The 16,893-nt window shown below is 47.5% G+C and carries 18 protein-coding genes; 14 read left to right on the top strand and 4 right to left on the bottom strand.

Annotation, left to right across the window (positions count from 1 at the left end; genetic code table 11):
- Complete coding sequence (locus tag LJ740_RS13800; protein WP_229529696.1) at positions 1-483, top strand: hypothetical protein; 483 nt, start codon at positions 1-3, stop codon at positions 481-483.
- 61 nt (positions 484-544) lie between these two features.
- Here LJ740_RS13800 and LJ740_RS13805 read toward each other — a convergent pair whose 3' ends face one another.
- A complete protein-coding gene (locus LJ740_RS13805; RefSeq protein ID WP_229529697.1) occupies positions 545-943 on the bottom strand; it encodes a flagellar basal body-associated protein FliL in 399 nt (132 codons plus the stop codon).
- 137 nt (positions 944-1,080) lie between these two features.
- Between LJ740_RS13805 and LJ740_RS13810 the strand changes: the two genes are divergently transcribed.
- Both LJ740_RS13810 and ubiA read left to right on the top strand, forming a co-directional pair.
- Entirely contained in the window at positions 1,081-1,653 is a 573-nt protein-coding gene (locus LJ740_RS13810; RefSeq protein ID WP_229529698.1) for a chorismate--pyruvate lyase family protein, read from the top strand.
- A 66-nt stretch (positions 1,654-1,719) separates the two neighbouring features.
- The gene (gene ubiA / locus LJ740_RS13815; RefSeq protein ID WP_229530165.1) at positions 1,720-2,553 is read left to right on the top strand and encodes a 4-hydroxybenzoate octaprenyltransferase; all 834 of its coding nucleotides are present in this window, start codon (positions 1,720-1,722) and stop codon (positions 2,551-2,553) included.
- Between the two features lie 2 nt (positions 2,554-2,555).
- Here the strand turns inward: ubiA and plsB are convergent, their stop codons facing one another.
- A complete protein-coding gene (plsB, locus tag LJ740_RS13820) occupies positions 2,556-4,994 on the bottom strand; it encodes a glycerol-3-phosphate 1-O-acyltransferase PlsB (protein ID WP_229529699.1) in 2,439 nt (812 codons plus the stop codon).
- 174 nt (positions 4,995-5,168) lie between these two features.
- Between plsB and lexA the strand changes: the two genes are divergently transcribed.
- The 5 genes from lexA (at position 5,169) to LJ740_RS13845 (ending at position 10,383) form a co-directional block, all read left to right on the top strand.
- A complete protein-coding gene (gene lexA / locus LJ740_RS13825) occupies positions 5,169-5,792 on the top strand; it encodes a transcriptional repressor LexA (protein ID WP_229529700.1) in 624 nt (207 codons plus the stop codon).
- Between the two features lie 395 nt (positions 5,793-6,187).
- A complete protein-coding gene (gene coxB / locus LJ740_RS13830; RefSeq protein WP_229530166.1) occupies positions 6,188-7,309 on the top strand; it encodes a cytochrome c oxidase subunit II in 1,122 nt (373 codons plus the stop codon).
- A gap of 12 nt (positions 7,310-7,321) precedes the next feature.
- A complete protein-coding gene (ctaD, locus tag LJ740_RS13835) occupies positions 7,322-8,920 on the top strand; it encodes a cytochrome c oxidase subunit I (RefSeq protein ID WP_229529701.1) in 1,599 nt (532 codons plus the stop codon).
- 9 nt (positions 8,921-8,929) lie between these two features.
- Positions 8,930-9,490 (top strand): cytochrome c oxidase assembly protein, encoded by a 561-nt coding sequence (locus tag LJ740_RS13840; RefSeq protein ID WP_229529702.1) that lies wholly within the window; start codon positions 8,930-8,932, stop codon positions 9,488-9,490.
- An 11-nt stretch (positions 9,491-9,501) separates the two neighbouring features.
- Positions 9,502-10,383 (top strand): cytochrome c oxidase subunit 3, encoded by an 882-nt coding sequence (locus LJ740_RS13845; protein ID WP_229529703.1) that lies wholly within the window; start codon positions 9,502-9,504, stop codon positions 10,381-10,383.
- A 56-nt stretch (positions 10,384-10,439) separates the two neighbouring features.
- Here LJ740_RS13845 and LJ740_RS13850 read toward each other — a convergent pair whose 3' ends face one another.
- Complete coding sequence (locus LJ740_RS13850; protein ID WP_229529704.1) at positions 10,440-10,649, bottom strand: DUF2909 domain-containing protein; 210 nt, start codon at positions 10,647-10,649, stop codon at positions 10,440-10,442.
- Positions 10,650-10,677: 28 nt separating this feature from the next.
- On the opposite strand from LJ740_RS13850, the gene LJ740_RS13855 reads away from it, so the two are divergent.
- From LJ740_RS13855 to LJ740_RS13875, 5 genes are read left to right on the top strand one after another with little or no spacing between them, the layout of a single operon-like run.
- Positions 10,678-11,394: an SURF1 family protein gene (locus tag LJ740_RS13855; protein WP_229529705.1), complete on the top strand. Its 717-nt coding sequence runs from the start codon at positions 10,678-10,680 to the stop codon at positions 11,392-11,394.
- Positions 11,369-11,935: a hypothetical protein gene (locus LJ740_RS13860; RefSeq protein WP_229529706.1), complete on the top strand. Its 567-nt coding sequence runs from the start codon at positions 11,369-11,371 to the stop codon at positions 11,933-11,935. Before LJ740_RS13855 ends, LJ740_RS13860 begins: the two co-directional genes overlap by 26 nt.
- A 10-nt stretch (positions 11,936-11,945) precedes the next feature.
- Positions 11,946-12,923, top strand: a complete 978-nt coding sequence (locus LJ740_RS13865; RefSeq protein WP_229529707.1) for a COX15/CtaA family protein — start codon at positions 11,946-11,948, stop codon at positions 12,921-12,923.
- Between the two features lie 4 nt (positions 12,924-12,927).
- Entirely contained in the window at positions 12,928-13,842 is a 915-nt protein-coding gene (cyoE, locus tag LJ740_RS13870; protein WP_229529708.1) for a heme o synthase, read from the top strand.
- Positions 13,839-14,492 (top strand): SCO family protein, encoded by a 654-nt coding sequence (locus tag LJ740_RS13875; protein ID WP_229529709.1) that lies wholly within the window; start codon positions 13,839-13,841, stop codon positions 14,490-14,492. The genes cyoE and LJ740_RS13875 overlap by 4 nt, the downstream gene beginning before the upstream one ends.
- Here LJ740_RS13875 and LJ740_RS13880 read toward each other — a convergent pair.
- Positions 14,489-15,529 carry a polysaccharide deacetylase family protein gene (locus LJ740_RS13880; RefSeq protein WP_229529710.1) on the bottom strand — a complete coding sequence of 347 codons (1,041 nt, stop codon included), beginning with the start codon at positions 15,527-15,529 and terminating at the stop codon, positions 14,489-14,491. The genes LJ740_RS13875 and LJ740_RS13880 overlap by 4 nt on opposite strands.
- 50 nt (positions 15,530-15,579) lie before the next feature.
- Here LJ740_RS13880 and LJ740_RS13885 point away from each other — a divergent pair, with 50 nt between their 5' ends.
- Positions 15,580-16,878: an MATE family efflux transporter gene (locus LJ740_RS13885; protein ID WP_229529711.1), complete on the top strand. Its 1,299-nt coding sequence runs from the start codon at positions 15,580-15,582 to the stop codon at positions 16,876-16,878.
- Positions 16,879-16,893 lie beyond the last annotated feature (15 nt).

Here is a 16,893-nt window from a genome sequence, read left to right on the forward strand (position 1 = left end):
ATGAATCATCTTACCCGACGTAACTTTCTCCAGGCTGGGGGCGCTGTTTTAGGCATTTCCGCAATGGGTTTTCCTCACTTTGTGAGTGCGAAACACGATTATTTGACTGGCGATTACCCCATTCCAACGGCCCCCATAGACGACTTTGTGTCGGTTCTAAGGAATATTATCCCGGACAGTGACGCGGCGTATTGGCAAGTCAATTGGCAGTTTGCCGAAGATCCTTATTTCGAATCTGTCGTTAATGCTGATAGTGTGAAATACAAAGCTGATGGAGAAAAACTAATTTCTATCAGATTGGAAAAAGTGCCTGCGGGCAAAAAGCTCTATTTCAAAATTGAGTGCGAGAATTGCTATGCAGATGAGTTGATCGGGGGTATGGACAAATATGCTGCCACGCAGTTTGTTGTTTTCCCGGGCTCTGAAATGTCTGCTGAGGGTTTGGACGTCAAAACATCCCCAACACTGGCGGCAGTTTACTGAGCTTCAGTTTAACCGGTCTCGGCCTGAACAAGGTGCGCTCAGGCTGAAGATTGGCAATGATTTAACCTTGATAAAGGTATTTGGTAAAGATCACATCTTTAATCATTTCTGAACCGGTTTCTGCTTTCATGAGTTTGCGCAACTCATCCAGGCAGGCGCGGCGAATATCTTCCCGACCGGTCAGAGACTTTACCTGTTCTTCAGTCTGGCGACCAAAAATGTCAATGGTGGTGGCTCGCAATAGCGGAGCGTGGTGTTCAGCGGCTTCCAGATGTTTGGCGGAATCCAGCATTAACTCGATGGTAACTCTGACATAACCGATATTGCGGCTGTTGGAGCTGATGTAGTTAGTGACAATGTCCGGCTCCAGACCAAAGTAAGCAGTATCATTGGCTTGTGTCGTGCCACTAAAGAGCAAAATGTTTGCTAAAAGTGTGAGTCCCAATATTTTTATTTTCATATTCAGTACCAGAAAAAACCAATAATAAACAGGATGATAACGGTCCAACCGCTATTGTAGATTATATTACGCAGAAGCTTTAGTCTAAATCATCTAATTGGTATTATTTTGCATAATTTAATTAATCTACATGAATTTTGGCTGAAAACCTTCTGAAAAACCTCACTATTAACGAATCCTGGCATAATGCTGATGATTTCCAACCCACTGATCCTCTGTTGCGCAACTGGTTGCTAAATACCGGGTCGTTAACTGAAAGGCTGCAGGCCAATTGTTTGCGCTTTGAGGTAGAGGTACTCAATCAGCAAACGGCGGAGATTTCTCCCGATGAAGTGCAGTATCTTTATGGTCAGTTTGGTATGGTGCCACAGGATACCCAGGTGCGTGAAGTATTCCTGAAAGGCAATGATGAAACGTGGGTATTTGCCCGCTCTTTGTTGCCGGTGAATTTCCTGAATGACGAAATGTCTGGTCTGATGCGATTGGGCAACAAACCTTTGGGTAAAATCATCTTTAACGATCCCAGGTTTCAACGTCAGAGCTTTCAGCTGGTTAAGTGTCCGGTGTCGGGCCTGACTCAGGAGAAACTGGGGTTGCGCGATAACCAACTGGATTTGTGGGGCCGCCGGTCGCTGTTTAGTTTTAAAACTTATCACATGATGGTGGCTGAGATTTTTCTGCCAGGGAGTCCGGCCTATGCCAATCTCTAAGTTGTCAGGTGGTTCACATTGAGCACATTCAACCTGTCAAATAAAGCCAGTGCCTGTTGGCGGCTGATGCGGGCAGACAAGCCCATCGGTACCTGGTTGCTGATGTGGCCTACCTGTTGGGGCTTGCTATTGGCGGCACAGGGTTGGCCTGGCTGGCATATCAGTCTGGTATTTGTATTGGGGACTTTTCTGATGCGGTCGGCCGGCTGTGTGATCAATGATTTTGCTGATCGCAAAATTGATGGTCATGTGCAGCGCACACAGCAAAGACCGATCGTCAGCGGCGAAATTTCGTCCCGGGGTGCGGTGTTGATGTTTGCCAGTCTGTCTTTGCTGGCTTTCCTGTTGGTTCTGACACTGAACTGGCAAACGGTAATGTTGTCCTTCGTGGCGCTGGCTCTGGCATTTTGCTATCCCTTCATGAAACGGTTTACTTACCTGCCGCAATTTGTGTTGGGGGCGGCATTTGGTTTTGGTATTCCGATGGCATTCATGGCGATTCAGCAACAGGTTCCCTGGTGGGTTTGGCTGCTTTATCTGGCTAATCTGTTGTGGACCGTGGCTTACGATACCATGTATGCCATGGTAGACAGAGAAGACGACCTGAAAATAGGGGTGAAGTCCACCGCCATTCTGTTTGGTCAGTACGATAAATTAATCATTGGTCTGTTGCAGGGCTTAACCCTGGTGAGTCTGTTGCTGGTATTTTTATGGTTGCAGTTAGGCTATTTTGCCTATTGTGCGCTGTTTATCGCTGCACTTTTGTTCTTACAGCAACAAAAAATGATTGCGCATCGTCAGCGTGACGCCTGCTTTCAGGCGTTTTTGCACAACAACAAGGTGGGGCTTGTGATCACCCTGGGGCTTGTCGGGGAGTTCCTTCTCCCGACATTCATCTGAGCTTATTTGATTTGCTGCAGGCGTTTGACAAATTCCGGTGACACCAACGTAAACAGCAGTTGCTGTAATTCTTTACTCTTTTCTGAGTGCAATAACAGGCCTTCATCATTGGATTCCCAGATTTCATACTCGCGTGCGGCAGCAATAAATGTAGCCAGCACATTTTTGTCGTAAAATTCCGGGGCGCTGATACCGTGCAGCGTTGACATACGCTCCGCCACCTGTCTGCTGCGTTTTTCCAGGGCGCCGCGTGCGGTGGTACCCAATTGCTCTAATTGATTCAGCACCAGGGCATAGCGTTGCAATGTTTCCTGGATCACCGATTTGAGCAGCCACAGGCTGTAAAATTGCACACTGCTGGTATCGGCGGGGGTAAGTACGCCGTCGTTGGATTGCAGCATGCCCTGTTGCACCATGCCGTCGATCAGACTTTGGGTGTAGGCTTCAGCCTCTGCTTCTTTCATGTAGATAAAGAGTTCTTTTTTCAGCAGCGGGAAAATCCGGGAAACAATGCTGCTTACTTCATCGCGATGGCATTCATTGTGGGCGATAATGATGGCCGCGATTAAACCGGGTACGCAGAACATGTGCAAAATGTTGTTGCGATAATACGTGAGCAATATCGCGTTATCGCGCTCAATGGAAATAATCTCACCAAAGCTATCTTCGGTAACATTAAATTTGTCCAGTCGGAGGGTGTTTTCTAACAGCTTTTCGGCGCTCACCTGCGGGAAGCTGCTCTGACTGCTGTAGGGGCATTGTCTGAGCAGTCCAAGATAGCTTTCCATAACCTGCAGAAGCTCTTCTTTGCTCATGGCCCGTTTTTCGGCAGCCAGCAAGCATAAAGAGGCCAGGCCCATACCGCTTACCGCTGATGCCTGGTTAATTCTCTCCAGAATGTTGTGACTCAGTACATTGACAGTCGGGTTTAACCAACTGGGCTTTTTGTCTTCAATACTGCCCTGAGCTTCACGCCATTGCGGTGCATTGTTATCCAGGTACTGACCCAGGTGGATCGGCTCCCCAAAATTTAAAAAGCCATACCCGTAATTTTTCAGCTTTCTGATGGCGGAAAACACCCCGAGAAAGGACTCTTTTTCCTTGTTTTTACCGCGCAGCTCTTTCAGATAACTTTTAACTTCCATGACGTGTTCGTAACCGATGTAGACCGGCACGATGCTGACCGGTCGTTTTACGCCTTTCATCATTGCCTGAATGGTCATTGCCAGCATCCCGGTTTTTGGCGGCAGTAATCGCCCGGTACGGCTGCGACCGCCTTCTGCGTAGAACTTTACCGAATAGCCTTTGTTGAACAACTGCTCCAGGTATTCACGAAATACCGCGGTGTAGAGTTTGTTTCCGGCGAAAGAGCGTCGGATAAAGAAGGCTCCACCGCGCCTGAACAGGCCACCAACAGGCCAAAAGTTGAGATTGATGCCTGCGGCGATATGGGGCGTAACCAGTCCTTCGTGATAGATTACATAGGTCAAAAGCAGATAATCCATGTGGCTGCGATGGCAGGGGACATAGATGATTTCGTGACCATTTTGCGCCAGTTCCCGTACTTTGTCGGCGTTTTTAACTTCAATGCCATTGTATATTTTGTTCCAGACCCGCCCTAACAAGCGGTCTCCTAGTCGGATAACACCTTCGCGATAGTCGGCGGCGATTTCTTCAATATAACTTTTGGCATTCTGCCGGGCCTTGTGTAATTGTGCCGGTGAGTTTTTGGCTTCCTGTGCCATGGCTTTTTTCACTGAGGGGGCCGCCAATATGCTGTTAAACAGCTGATGTCTGTCCATCAACATCGGGCCATTCATGCTTTGTTGGCGACGATAAAAATGGGTACGCGCCAATCGGATGAGTTTATGTGCTATTTCAGAATCTGTGCCTCGGGTGGTGGCCATACGCTGGCTGGATACCGCAGAGCTGTAATAGACGAAGTTGTCCCGTCCTAAAAACAATACGATAAAAAACTTTCTCAACCAGTTTGGCGACGCTCTGTCGGTAAGCAGATCAGCCCAGCCACGACTTTCTTTGCCTGGTGCCCGGCCCCAAAAAATAGAGACGGGAACGATTTGCAGATCCAGTGACTCGTCATCACGGTGCAGCTCAAACAACCGGGTAAAGCTTTTATTTATGTCTGTGTGTTTGGATTTTTTTGACAGCAGCGCTTCCGGCTCCTGTAAAAACAGACAGTTGGTTATCTTGTCGTTGCCAATTTCCAGTTGTTTGTCAGGCGCCGGCAGGCCCAGCATTTTTGTGGAGAGTTCCAGCGCTACGCGGTCTGTTACCGAGTTGGTTTTTAACAGATAGATAATTGGACGACTTTTATCAATACCTAACTCGCCTTCAATGTCTGTCGGGATATTGCTGGTTTTAACCAACCAACGAGTTGGAAACTTCACTAAATTAAAAAACAGATTCTGATACCAAGCCATGGTTATTTAAATTAGATTCACATTGTCGGGGATCATAGCATGACCTTTTCTGTTTGGCTTAGTGATCTATGTAAGCGAATATCGCGGTCAAAAGCGAAATAGCAGATTTTCTGTTGAGATTATTCGGCAACTGTATATACTCCCAGTTAAACTGTACGTAAAAACAGGTTCGATATGCGTCCACTTACATTACGACAAGAGCAGGTACTCAACCTGATCAAAGAGACCATTGCCGATACGGGTATGCCACCCACACGCGCTGAAATTGCACGTGAACTGGGGTTTAAGTCAGCCAATGCCGCCGAAGAGCATTTGAAAGCCTTGCAAAGAAAGGGGGTCATTGAAATTCTGGCAGGGACCTCCCGTGGCATTCGTTTAACCGGACCTGTTGACGAGCCTGAACCTGAGTTGGGTTTACCCCTGATTGGTAAAGTGGCTGCCGGTGAACCCATACTGGCGCAGGAGCATATCGAAAGTCATTATCAGGTCGCTGCCGGTATGTTTCAGCCAGAGGCACATTATCTGCTGCGTGTGGATGGTGAGAGTATGAAAGACATCGGCATAATGGACGGTGATTTGCTGGCCGTGCATCGCACTAATCAGGCGCGTAATGGTCAGGTGGTGGTGGCAAGAGTGGAAGATGATGTCACGGTTAAACGCTTTGAAAAAACCGGTTCCCAGGTTTTACTGCATGCTGAGAACGCCGACTTTGCCCCGATTAAAGTGGATTTAAACTCCCAGCCGCTAAATATTGAAGGTATTGCGGTGGGAATTATCCGAAATAACGCCTGGATGTAATAATCTTTTTATCCGGCATTAGTTTTTAAATATCTTTCTGTGATGACCTAGCCCATTGATAAATGGGCTTTTTTGTTTGTAATACCGCTTCAGTATAGTTTCCCCGGCCTAAAAGTTTTGCCTGAAAATGGCTTTTTTATTTCCTTTTTCCAAATTTAGGTCTATTTTTGACCCTATAGGTGATGAAAAAATCATCATTTAGTGTCTCTCAATTGTTTTTGATCTTCGAAATTTGTTTACATATCATTCAGTTTTTAACATAGTAATAACATATCTGTTTCAATGCCGTAACTTTTGTGCGGCACCGTTGTTGTAAAAATGACCAATAAGAAAACAACGGGTTAAGAAGGAGGAACACACAGGTGGGTAAAATATTTACTGGGTTTTGGGGCGTAATGGCGTTTTTAGTGAGTTTCGCTTCTTTCGCTGCATCAGATCCTAAGCCTGAACAATATCAGTTAAATCTGCGTAGTGGCGTTACTGACATTAGCCAACAGGTTTATGACCTGCACATGACCATTTTTTGGATTTGTGTGGTGATTGCCATCATAGTGTTTGGTGCGATGTTGTGGGCTACCATTTTCCACAGAAAGTCCCGGGGCGTAAAACCGGCTACCTTCCATGAAAGTGTAAAGGTGGAAATCGCCTGGACGGTGGTTCCTTTTATCATCCTTATCGGTATGGCCATTCCCGCCACTAAAACCCTGATTGCTATGGAAGATGTCTCTGCACCAGATGTGTCTGTGATCGTGACCGGATCACAATGGAAGTGGCATTACAAATACATGGACAATGAGGTGGAATATTATTCTGTGATGGCGACTCAACCTGAACAGATTGCCAATAAGCTGGAAAAAAATATCAATTATTTGCTGGAAGTGGACCGGCCACTGGTGATTCCCACCAACCAAAAGGTCCGTTTCCTCATTACTTCTGATGACGTGATCCACTCCTGGTGGGTTCCTGATTTTGCGGTGAAAAAAGACGCGAACCCCGGCTTTATTAATGAAGCCTGGGCCCGGGTAGAAAAGCCGGGTATTTATCGCGGACAGTGTGCCGAGTTGTGCGGTAAAGATCACGGCTTCATGCCCGTGGTGGTGATTGCGAAAGAACCGGCCGAGTATGCAGCCTGGATAGAAGAGCAGGAAGAGTTGCAGCGCAAAGCAAAAGAAGAAGAGCAAAAGTTACTGGCCATGAACATGGACATGGACGAGCTGATGACTGTTGGTGAGCGCGTCTACAATACTACCTGTGCGGCGTGCCATATGCCGAACGGGGAAGGGTTGCCGGGCGTATTCCCTGCACTGAAAGGCAGTGACATTGCGCTAAATGACATGCAAAAACATATTGATGTCGTGGTTAACGGGGTATCGGGTACAGCGATGCAGGCTTATGCAAAACAGCTTTCCATGAAAGAACTTGCCGCAGTAATAACCTACGAGCGTAATGCCTGGGGCAATGATACCGGTGAATTGGTGCAAGCCAAAGATGTTAACGCTGTATTAAATGGACAATAAGGGGGAGTTGAGATGAGTACAGTGACTAATGATATCCATCACGACGAACACCATGATCATCATGATCATAAACCCAGCGGTATAAAGCGCTGGTTGTACACAACTAACCACAAAGATATCGGAACATTATACCTTTGGTTCGCCTTTATCATGTTTTTGATTGGCGGTGCCATGGCAATGGTGATTCGGGCAGAATTGTTTCAACCCGGGTTGCAGATAGTTGATCCCAACTTTTTCAACCAGATGACCACAGTGCACGGTTTAATCATGGTGTTTGGTGCGGTAATGCCTGCATTTACCGGCCTGGCGAACTGGATGGTGCCGCTGATGATAGGCGCACCTGATATGGCATTACCCAGGATGAATAACTGGAGTTTCTGGATCCTGCCTTTTGCATTCTTGATCTTATTAATGTCGCTATTTATGGAGGGCGGTGGCCCGGCTTTTGGCTGGACGTTCTACGCTCCGTTGTCCACCACATACAGTAATGATACCACTGCATTATTTGTGTTTTCAGTGCACATCATGGGGGCCAGCTCAATTATGGGGGCGATTAACGTTATCGTAACCATATTAAACATGCGCGCGCCGGGCATGACGTTTATGAAAATGCCCTTGTTTGTCTGGACCTGGCTGATCACCGCCTTTTTGCTGATTGCCGTAATGCCGGTTTTAGCCGGTGCGGTGACTATGGTACTGACCGACAAGTTTTTTGGAACCAGCTTTTTTGATGCCGCCGGTGGTGGTGATCCAGTGATGTTCCAGCATATTTTCTGGTTCTTCGGGCATCCGGAAGTATACATCATGATATTGCCTGCGTTTGGCATTGTTTCTCAGATTGTTCCTACCTTCTCCCGTAAAAAACTGTTTGGGTACTCATCAATGGTGTATGCCACAGCGTCCATTGCGTTGTTGTCATTTATCGTTTGGGCGCACCACATGTTTACCACCGGGATGCCGGTAGGGGCTGAGTTGTTTTTTATGTTTGCCACCATGCTGATATCGGTGCCAACAGGGGTGAAAGTCTTTAACTGGGTGGCGACGATGTGGCGGGGAGCCATTAGTTTTGAAATACCTATGATGTTTTCACTGGCCTTTATTGTCCTGTTCACCATTGGTGGATTGTCGGGTCTGATGTTGGCGATTACACCGGTGGATTTCCAGTATCACGATACCTACTTTGTGGTAGCTCACTTCCATTATGTTCTGGTTACCGGTGCGGTATTCTCAATTATGGCGGCAACCTACTATTGGCTGCCGAAATGGACCGGAAAGATGTTTGATATTACCCTGGCCAAGTGGCACTTCTGGTGTTCACTGATTTCGGTAAATCTGCTGTTTTTCCCCATGCACTTTGTTGGCCTGGCGGGTATGCCAAGACGGATCCCGGATTATGCACTGCAGTTTGCGGACTTCAATAAGTGGATAAGCCTGGGTGGATTTGCGTTTGGCCTGTCGCAATTGATCTTCCTCGCCTTGTTGATTAAGGCGTGTCGCAAGAAAGGCGAACCTGTATCTGCGCAGGTTTGGGACGGCGCTGAAGGGTTAGAATGGGAAGTGCCCAGCCCGGCACCTTACCACACCTTTGAAACACCGCCAGTGGTTAAGTAGTTTACATTTATGAGTCATTCACGGCAGGCCGAAAACAAGAAAGTTGTCATCAAACTGGTGGCTGTGGTTTTTGGCATGTTTGGTTTTGGGTTCGCATTGGTCCCCCTGTATGACGTGTTTTGTGCAGTTACCGGCATCAATGGAAAAACGTCTAATGAGGCGGCGGTATACACCAATATAGAGGTGGATAAAAGCCGCCTGGTGACGGTGGAGTTTATCACCCGAACCAATACCGGTATGCCCTGGCAATTTGAGACACAGACGCGCCGCGTTGAGGTTCATCCCGGTGAAATGTACCAGGTAGACTTCTATGCAAAGAATCCGACGCAACGGGATATTGTGGGACAGGCTGTCCCCTCTGTTTCCCCCGGAACCGCAGCAATATACCTGAACAAAACAGAGTGTTTTTGTTTCGAGCAACAACCCCTTAAATCGGGGGCCGAAACAGTGATGCCAATGCGGTTTTATGTGGACCCGGAGCTTCCAAAAAACATTAACTTTTTTACAGTGCAATATACTTTGTATGACGTAACTTCGGATGCGCAAGAAATTGCCATGAACCGTGGTTAAAGGAGATTAAAATGAGTGAACAACAATACGAAAAATACTATGTTCCTGATCAAAGCCCCTGGCCATTTGTGGGCGCTGTTGCCCTATTTTTAATGGCGCTTGGCGCGGGTAACTTCGTCATTGAAATGAAAAAAGGCACTGACGGCAACGGCGCTTTGATGTTGCTGGCGGGATTTGTAGTCTTGCTGGTTATGCTGGTCGGCTGGTTTAAGAATCAGATCGATGAATCCATGTCAGGTATGCACAGTGCCCAGTTGGGACGTTCATACCGGCAGGGGATGTCCTGGTTTATTTTTTCCGAAGTGATGTTTTTCTTTGCATTTTTTGGCGCGCTCTTTTACGCCAGAGTCATTGCTGTTCCCTGGTTAGGAGGTGCTTCAAACAACGCCATGACCAACGAAGTCTTGTGGCCCACTTTTGAAGCAATCTGGCCGCTGGTGGAAACCCCGGGTGGCACAACCACGGAAGCCATGCCCTGGACCGGATTACCCCTTTACAACACTATTATCTTGTTGGTTTCATCAGTTACAGCTCACATCGCACATGTTGCCCTTGAAAAAGGCGAAAGAGGTAAGCTTAAGTTGTTCCTCGGAATCACCATCTTACTGGGTTGTACGTTCCTGTATCTTCAGGTAGTGGAATATATTCACGCTTACCAGGATATGGGGTTAAAACTGGATTCAGGCATTTACGGCAACACCTTTTTTATGTTGACCGGATTCCATGGATTGCACGTAACTCTGGGAACCCTGATGCTGATCATCATGTTTGGTCGGGTATTGAAGGGGCACTTCTCACCCGATAATCAATTCGCTTTCCAGGCCACAAGTTGGTATTGGCACTTTGTTGATGTCGTCTGGGTGTGTTTGTTTGTGTTCGTTTATATTCTTTAAATAAGGCTTGCTGCTCCTGGTTACAGGTATACACAACACCGGTTAACAGGCTCTGTTTAATAAGGGCGGGGATTAGGCGTAATGATCCCCGTCGCCACTGCGATAATCAGCAAGATGATGATAATTGCAGAGGTCATCACTCTTCTACCGATAAATTTCGTCATAGAGCCTTGTCCGGGCTCATTTTTTAACATTATCATCATGGCTCTGAACAGATTGTAAATCATAAAAAGTAAGAGCAGTGCTACAATAATTTTAACGGTCATTCAGTGCCTCTTTTACTGTAAATATTTAATGAGAAAGTTACCCCTTATCCCTACCTTAATCACTTTTATAGCGCTTGTCATCTTATTGAAACTTAGCGCCTGGCAGTTTGCACGGGCACAGGAAAAACAAACGTTGATGGAGCAGGATCTCGCTTCAACTCAACAGGTTTATGGCGACCTGCTGACCGCGCTGGCAGCACCTGGTAACAACAACTTTAAGCGGCTTATGCTTTCCGGAGTTGTTGATAGTGAGCACCTGTTCTATTGGGACAACCGGGTACTGGAAGGCCGAGTGGGATATGAAATCATCGCTCCCGTGAAAACCGCAGCAGGTGATATATTGGTTAACTTTGGATGGCATGCCGATACCGATTTTCGCCGGACATTGCCGCAAATAAATCTGCCTGAAAGGGTGCAGCAATTGCGGGTTGTTCTGTATTTGCCTGGCCTGAACAATCTGATTCAGCAAAGCGAATCTCAGGGCAACTGGCCAGCTTTGATTCAACAACCGGATATTCGGTTAATGGGGCAGTGGCTCAGTCGTGATTTCGTTCCCGTAATGGGGTATGTTGAGCCGACAGAACAGTTTGCACTGGAGAACAATTACCGTCCGGTAACTTTGTCTCCGGAAAAACATATTGCATACGCTATACAATGGTTATTGCTGGCGATTGCCTGCATTCTGGTATTCATCCTGGCATTGAGGAAAAAGTGGAAAGATGAGCGACAACAACAAATCGAATAATCGCAAAACATTAATTATCTTTGTTTTAGTTTTTTTAGTACCGGTTGTACTGGCCTGGTTTGCATTGCAAGGCGACTGGTTTAACAAGGGGGCGACCAACAAAGGTGAATTGCTCAATCCCGCTATCGAAATGCCGGAGTTATTGCGCGGAGAAAAGCCATTTTGGCGCTTAGTGTACGTCTTACCCGCCAATTGTGATGCCCGCTGTAAAAATGCGATTTACAGTCTTAATCAGGTGTGGATAGCCGCAGGAAAAGAGCAGGACCGCATTGTTCCTACTGTCCTGATTATGCCAGACAGTGATACAAACGCGGTGGAGTCGCTTTCCGCTGAGTCACACTTTGTGCTGCTGAACACGCAATCTGACTATTTGGATAAGGTGTTTAAAAAGCAAACCGTTAGTGGTATTTTTATTGCTGATACGCTAGGAAACGTAATTCTTCGTTACCCTCTTAGCTCCGAACAACAACAAGCGGTATTAAATAGCCGCGATATACTTGCCGACTTGAGGAAGTTACTGAAACTTTCCCGAATCGGGTAGAGCCAATTTTATGAGAAATCTCGTCAAAGTTAGTATTTTTCTCGCCCTGGTGGTCATCGTGCTTGGGGCTTATACCCGGTTGTCAGATTCCGGACTGGGCTGTCCAGACTGGCCAGGCTGTTACGGTCACATGGTTGTGCCCAAGGCCGATGATGCGATTGCCAGGGCTGAATCTGCCTTTCCCGACCGGCCTCTGGAAGCCCGCAAGGCCTGGATAGAGATGGTACACCGCTATTTTGCCGGTACACTAGGCTTATTGATTTTGGCGATTGCTATTCTGGCAATTAAAAATCGCCGCCAACATACCCCCGTCAAACTCCCTTTTTTAATCCTGTTGCTGGTAATTTTTCAGGCGGCCCTGGGGATGTGGACAGTGACCATGAACTTATTGCCGGTGGTGGTAATGGGGCATCTGTTAGGCGGTTTTACCCTGTTGTCCTTACTCTTTCTTTTGCATCTCAGGCTGAAACCCTACCGCATCCCAGGGGGAGATCCCAGGGTACGACGTTTTGGTAAATATGCGTTGCTGGGTTTAGCTATTCTGGTGATTCAGATTGCATTGGGGGGCTGGACCTCGGCGAACTATGCGGCGTTAGCCTGCACTGAATTACCCGTCTGCGAAGGGGCCTGGTACGAAAAACTGAACTTTTCCGGTGCGTTTAGTGTGCCGGAAGCAGACAATTACGAATTTGGTGCGCACCCTTATGACGAACGCATGACTATGCATATCGTACATCGCTTTGGTGCCCTGGTGACTTTCATTTATTTATGTTGGCTGGGCGTACGCTTGTACACTGCCGCTATTTCTGACCGTATTAAAAATCAATCAGTGGTGATGATTTCAGTACTGGTCTTGCAGATTGGCCTGGGTGTCTCTAATGTGGTGTTTAGTCTGCCCATAGTGGTGGCCGTGGCCCACAATGCCGTTGCGGCGTTATTACTACTGACACTGATTTTATTGAATTACACACTCTACAGAAAGACCTGAGTTTATGGAAAAAGTAGCGAAAAATGGGTCTCCTGCAAATGCCTGGCAGGGCGCAGGTTGGCGAGATTATTATGAAATGACAAAACCCAAAGTGGTTTTGTTGTTGTTACTGACTGCATTGGTTGGGATGTGCCTGGCCGTAGAGGGGGCGTTGCCTATCGTGCCGTTAGTGGCGGGTCTGTTGGGGATTGGGATGTTGTCCTCATCCGCAGCGGTAATCAACCACGTTGTGGACCGGAAAATCGATGCCAAGATGGCCCGTACCTACAATCGCCCTGTACCGAAAGGCAAAGTAACCCCGCAAAGAGCGCTGATCTTTGCCCTGTTATTGTGCCTTGTCGGGTACGGCATACTGGAAGTGTTTGTTAATCGGCTGACAGCGGTGCTGACGTTTGCCAGTCTGGTGGGTTATGCCTGTATTTATACCATGTACCTAAAGCGTGCTACTCCACAAAATATCGTGATTGGTGGACTTGCCGGAGCGGCACCACCCCTGTTGGGTTGGACCGCCATGACAGGCGAAATTCACGGTAACGCGCTGTTGTTGGTGCTGATCGTCTTTACCTGGACACCGCCGCACTTCTGGGCATTGGCCATTCATCGCGAAAAAGACTATGCCAAAGCCGAAATTCCCATGTTACCGGTAACTCACGGTATTGAGTTTACCAAAACGTCAGTGTTGGGTTACACGGTGCTGCTGGGACTGATATGTCTGATGCCGTACCTGGTGGGCATGACCGGATTGATCTATCTGGTAGGGGCGACATTGCTCAACGTTGCATTTTTGGTTTATGCCTGGAAACTGAAATACGCCGCCAAAGACGAAACCGCCATGAACACCTTCAAGTTTTCTATTCTGCATCTGATGCTGTTGTTCATTGTTTTACTGGTGGATCACTACTTCAAGTTTGTATTATGAAACAACCTGTCTTTTTGGGAAGCATCGCGGTAATCGCGTTAGTCGCTGGTGTCTGGTTAGCGCTGAACATCGCGCCGCCTTCAGTATCTGAACCTGCCTATGCTCAGATGTATCCGGCACCCAGAATGCTGAATGACGGCGAACTGAACGGTCACGACGGTTCCACAATTACGCCGGATTGGTTTAAAGACCAGTGGACTCTGGTGTTTGTGGGCTATACCTGGTGTCCCGATATTTGTCCCACCACCCTGGCTGAACTCAAGCGCATTTACCCTCAGCTGACTAAGTTAAGCGAACACCCTCCGGTCAAGGTCTTGTTTATCTCTGTCGACCCGGGCAGGGATGATACGGCCAGGTTGAAGCAGTACATTGAATTTTTTAATCCTGATTTTTATGCCGCCACGGCGGAGCACAAGCAACTATTCCCATTTATTCGCAGCATGGGCATGGCTTACGCTATTGCAGAAAGCACGGATAAACCCGATTACCTGGTGGATCACAGTGCCTCTATGGTGATTGTCAATCCGGATGGACACGTAATTGGGCGATTCAAGCCGGACCATAAGCCCGGCCAGTTGGCCATCAGTGATGCTCAGCAAATTCTGGCAGATATGCCGCTGATTATGGCCCGTTACCAGGCCAGGGATTAATCCAGCCAATTACCTTCTGCTGTGGCCACAAACCAGGGCTGCGAATGCCAGTAGTATCTTCCTGAATGCGTTTTACTGGGCGCAGTGCAATTGACTCTGGAACGGCCTGGCTTAAGTATCTTGTCGGCTGAAATGCTGACCTGATTACCCTGCCACTCAGTGGCGATTTTATCGCCATTGAAATAACAACTAAACAGCGCGGGATTGAAGTCAGAGGTATCGATTTGCATCTGATATGTTAAGCCAGGTGGCTGATAAAATACCGGGTCGTTGATGGATATTGAGGTTACCGGCATGGCAAGAGACTTCAGTTTGGTTTTCAGCGTTGCCAGATTACTGTAAATACCAGCCGCCGGATAGCGCGGGATCTCCTGCAGATCCGAAACAAATCCTGCTGCACCGGAGTGTTGTGCAAAGCCAATGATATCTAATTCTTTCAGAAGACCTTTCACGTCGGCGTTAAATTCGCCAAAAGGGTAGGCCAGAAACCCCGGGCTATGGCCTATGTGCTGTTTTATTGCCGCTTCGGTATCCAGAATATGTTGCCTGGTTTCGGCCAGCCAACCGGGTTGCCTGGCATTTTGCAGCAGGTGGCGGTGATCCCAGTAATGGTTGGCTATGAGTACTCCGTCTGCGGATAACTGTTTGAGCTCCTCCCAATCCAGATGACTGGGGCCGACACCCACTTCCGAAGGGTTAATAAAAATCGTGTAGGGGAAGCCGTACTTTTTCAGTATCGGGTGGGCGTTTTCTTTGATATTGCGAAAGCCATCATCAAAGGTAATTGCAACGGCATTGTCCGGAAATGGCTGGCGTTTTATCAGGTTGTTCACCAGCTCGTCTAAGCTGATCACCTTGTGGTTTTCGTGCAGATAGGCCATGTGCTGTGAGAACTTTTCCGGGGTAATCGTAGTGGAAGGTGGGGTATCATGGCTGACGTGATGATAAAGCAATATACTGGCGTTCTCATTGGCGGACAGGCCGGTCCATTGAAATACACAGAGTAAAAGCATTGCTATTTTACGTTTTATGGTCATTTGTTGTTTCGCCCCTTAATATTCCTGCTCAGAAAAATAAGAGTAACAGTTTGACTTTTTATTACGCAATACGTTATTTCACCGCATTGGCGGTGCCGATGATTATCAGCAACATTTTCACGCCGTTAGTGGGGTTGGTTGATACCGCGATAGTGGGCCATTTACCGGGTACTCACTTTCTGGCAGGCGTTGCGCTGGGCGGCATCATCATAACCCAACTCATTTGGGTATGCGGCTTTTTGAGAATGTCTTCCACCGGATTAAGCGCTCAGGCATCAGGTCGTGATAACAGCGAAGAAGCCGCTTCGATACTGAATAACGGTATTTTGCTGGCGTTGCTGCTGGGGGTTTTAATCTGGTTGTTAAGCCCGGTACTGTTTCAACTGGGCGAGTATTTTTCCGGCAGCAACCCTCAGGTGGTGTCGGTGGCGCAAGCGTATTTTTACATACGGGTTTTTGCCGCTCCCGTGTCATTGGCAAATCTGGTACTGATGGGATGGCTGTTGGGGCGTAAACAGCATAGTAAAGTGATGTGGATTCAGTTGATCGCCAATCTGCTGAATATTGTTTTGAGTTTGCTGTTGGCCATCGGTTTGTCTATGCATGTCACTGGTGTGGCTCTGGCCACTGTGATCAGTGAATGCGTGATACTGGTGTTGTCTCTGTTGTGGATAGCGAAAATATTTCCACAGTGGCGTCACCATATCTGTCTTTGTCAGAATAAAGTTAAGGCGTTTTTGTCGTTAAATCGCGATGTGTTTCTCAGAAATGTGTTTCTGCAACTCTTCCTGGCGATATTTACCTTTATGGGTTTACAGTTGGGCGAGTTAACCGCGGCTACCAATGCTTTGCTCATGCAGTTTTTTGTTTTGATTGCGCTGGGTCTGGATGGCGTAGCTTATGCTGCCGAAGCGCTGTTTGGCGAAGCGATCGGAAAACAGCAACGCCACAGGGCAAGGCAATGGACGCATATCAGCTTGTTGGTTTCTACCGCGTTTGCGGTGCTTTACACCGGCATTTTTTGGGGATTTTTCTATGAAATCAGCCAATTACTCACCAATTTAACAACAGTAATTCAGAACCTTCAGGCATTTAAAGTCTATATTGTATTGTTGCCTCTTATCGCGCACTGGAGTTTTTTGTTGGATGGCTTATACGTGGGTATGACCAGGGCAAAACCAATGTTTGTTACTATGGTGATCAGCGTAGTGTTGGCCATCTGTTGGCAGCTACTGCACCTGGACGCGATGAGCGCCACCGTGCTATGGCAAAGTTTCATGATTTTTTTACTGGCACGAGGACTGTTGTTAGGGACGCATTTTTACTACCGGATTTATCGCCCATCGTAACAGTCAGGTGCCTGT

This window comes from Planctobacterium marinum (assembly GCF_020687805.1).
GTDB lineage: Bacteria > Pseudomonadota > Gammaproteobacteria > Enterobacterales > Alteromonadaceae > Planctobacterium > Planctobacterium marinum.

Coding starts and splice junctions, on each gene's coding strand:
- LJ740_RS13880 (WP_229529710.1), bottom strand. CDS start 15,529: ATGACCATAAAACGTAAAATAGCAATGCTTTTACTCTGTGTATTTCAA.
- LJ740_RS13860 (WP_229529706.1), top strand. CDS start 11,369: ATGAGCGACAACAACAAATCGAATAATCGCAAAACATTAATTATCTTT.
- LJ740_RS13800 (WP_229529696.1), top strand. CDS start 1: ATGAATCATCTTACCCGACGTAACTTTCTCCAGGCTGGGGGCGCTGTT.
- LJ740_RS13850 (WP_229529704.1), bottom strand. CDS start 10,649: ATGACCGTTAAAATTATTGTAGCACTGCTCTTACTTTTTATGATTTAC.
- ubiA (WP_229530165.1), top strand. CDS start 1,720: ATGCGGGCAGACAAGCCCATCGGTACCTGGTTGCTGATGTGGCCTACC.
- LJ740_RS13855 (WP_229529705.1), top strand. CDS start 10,678: ATGAGAAAGTTACCCCTTATCCCTACCTTAATCACTTTTATAGCGCTT.
- LJ740_RS13875 (WP_229529709.1), top strand. CDS start 13,839: ATGAAACAACCTGTCTTTTTGGGAAGCATCGCGGTAATCGCGTTAGTC.
- LJ740_RS13865 (WP_229529707.1), top strand. CDS start 11,946: ATGAGAAATCTCGTCAAAGTTAGTATTTTTCTCGCCCTGGTGGTCATC.
- plsB (WP_229529699.1), bottom strand. CDS start 4,994: ATGGCTTGGTATCAGAATCTGTTTTTTAATTTAGTGAAGTTTCCAACT.
- ctaD (WP_229529701.1), top strand. CDS start 7,322: ATGAGTACAGTGACTAATGATATCCATCACGACGAACACCATGATCAT.
- LJ740_RS13840 (WP_229529702.1), top strand. CDS start 8,930: ATGAGTCATTCACGGCAGGCCGAAAACAAGAAAGTTGTCATCAAACTG.
- lexA (WP_229529700.1), top strand. CDS start 5,169: ATGCGTCCACTTACATTACGACAAGAGCAGGTACTCAACCTGATCAAA.
- cyoE (WP_229529708.1), top strand. CDS start 12,928: ATGGAAAAAGTAGCGAAAAATGGGTCTCCTGCAAATGCCTGGCAGGGC.
- LJ740_RS13805 (WP_229529697.1), bottom strand. CDS start 943: ATGAAAATAAAAATATTGGGACTCACACTTTTAGCAAACATTTTGCTC.
- coxB (WP_229530166.1), top strand. CDS start 6,188: ATGGCGTTTTTAGTGAGTTTCGCTTCTTTCGCTGCATCAGATCCTAAG.
- LJ740_RS13845 (WP_229529703.1), top strand. CDS start 9,502: ATGAGTGAACAACAATACGAAAAATACTATGTTCCTGATCAAAGCCCC.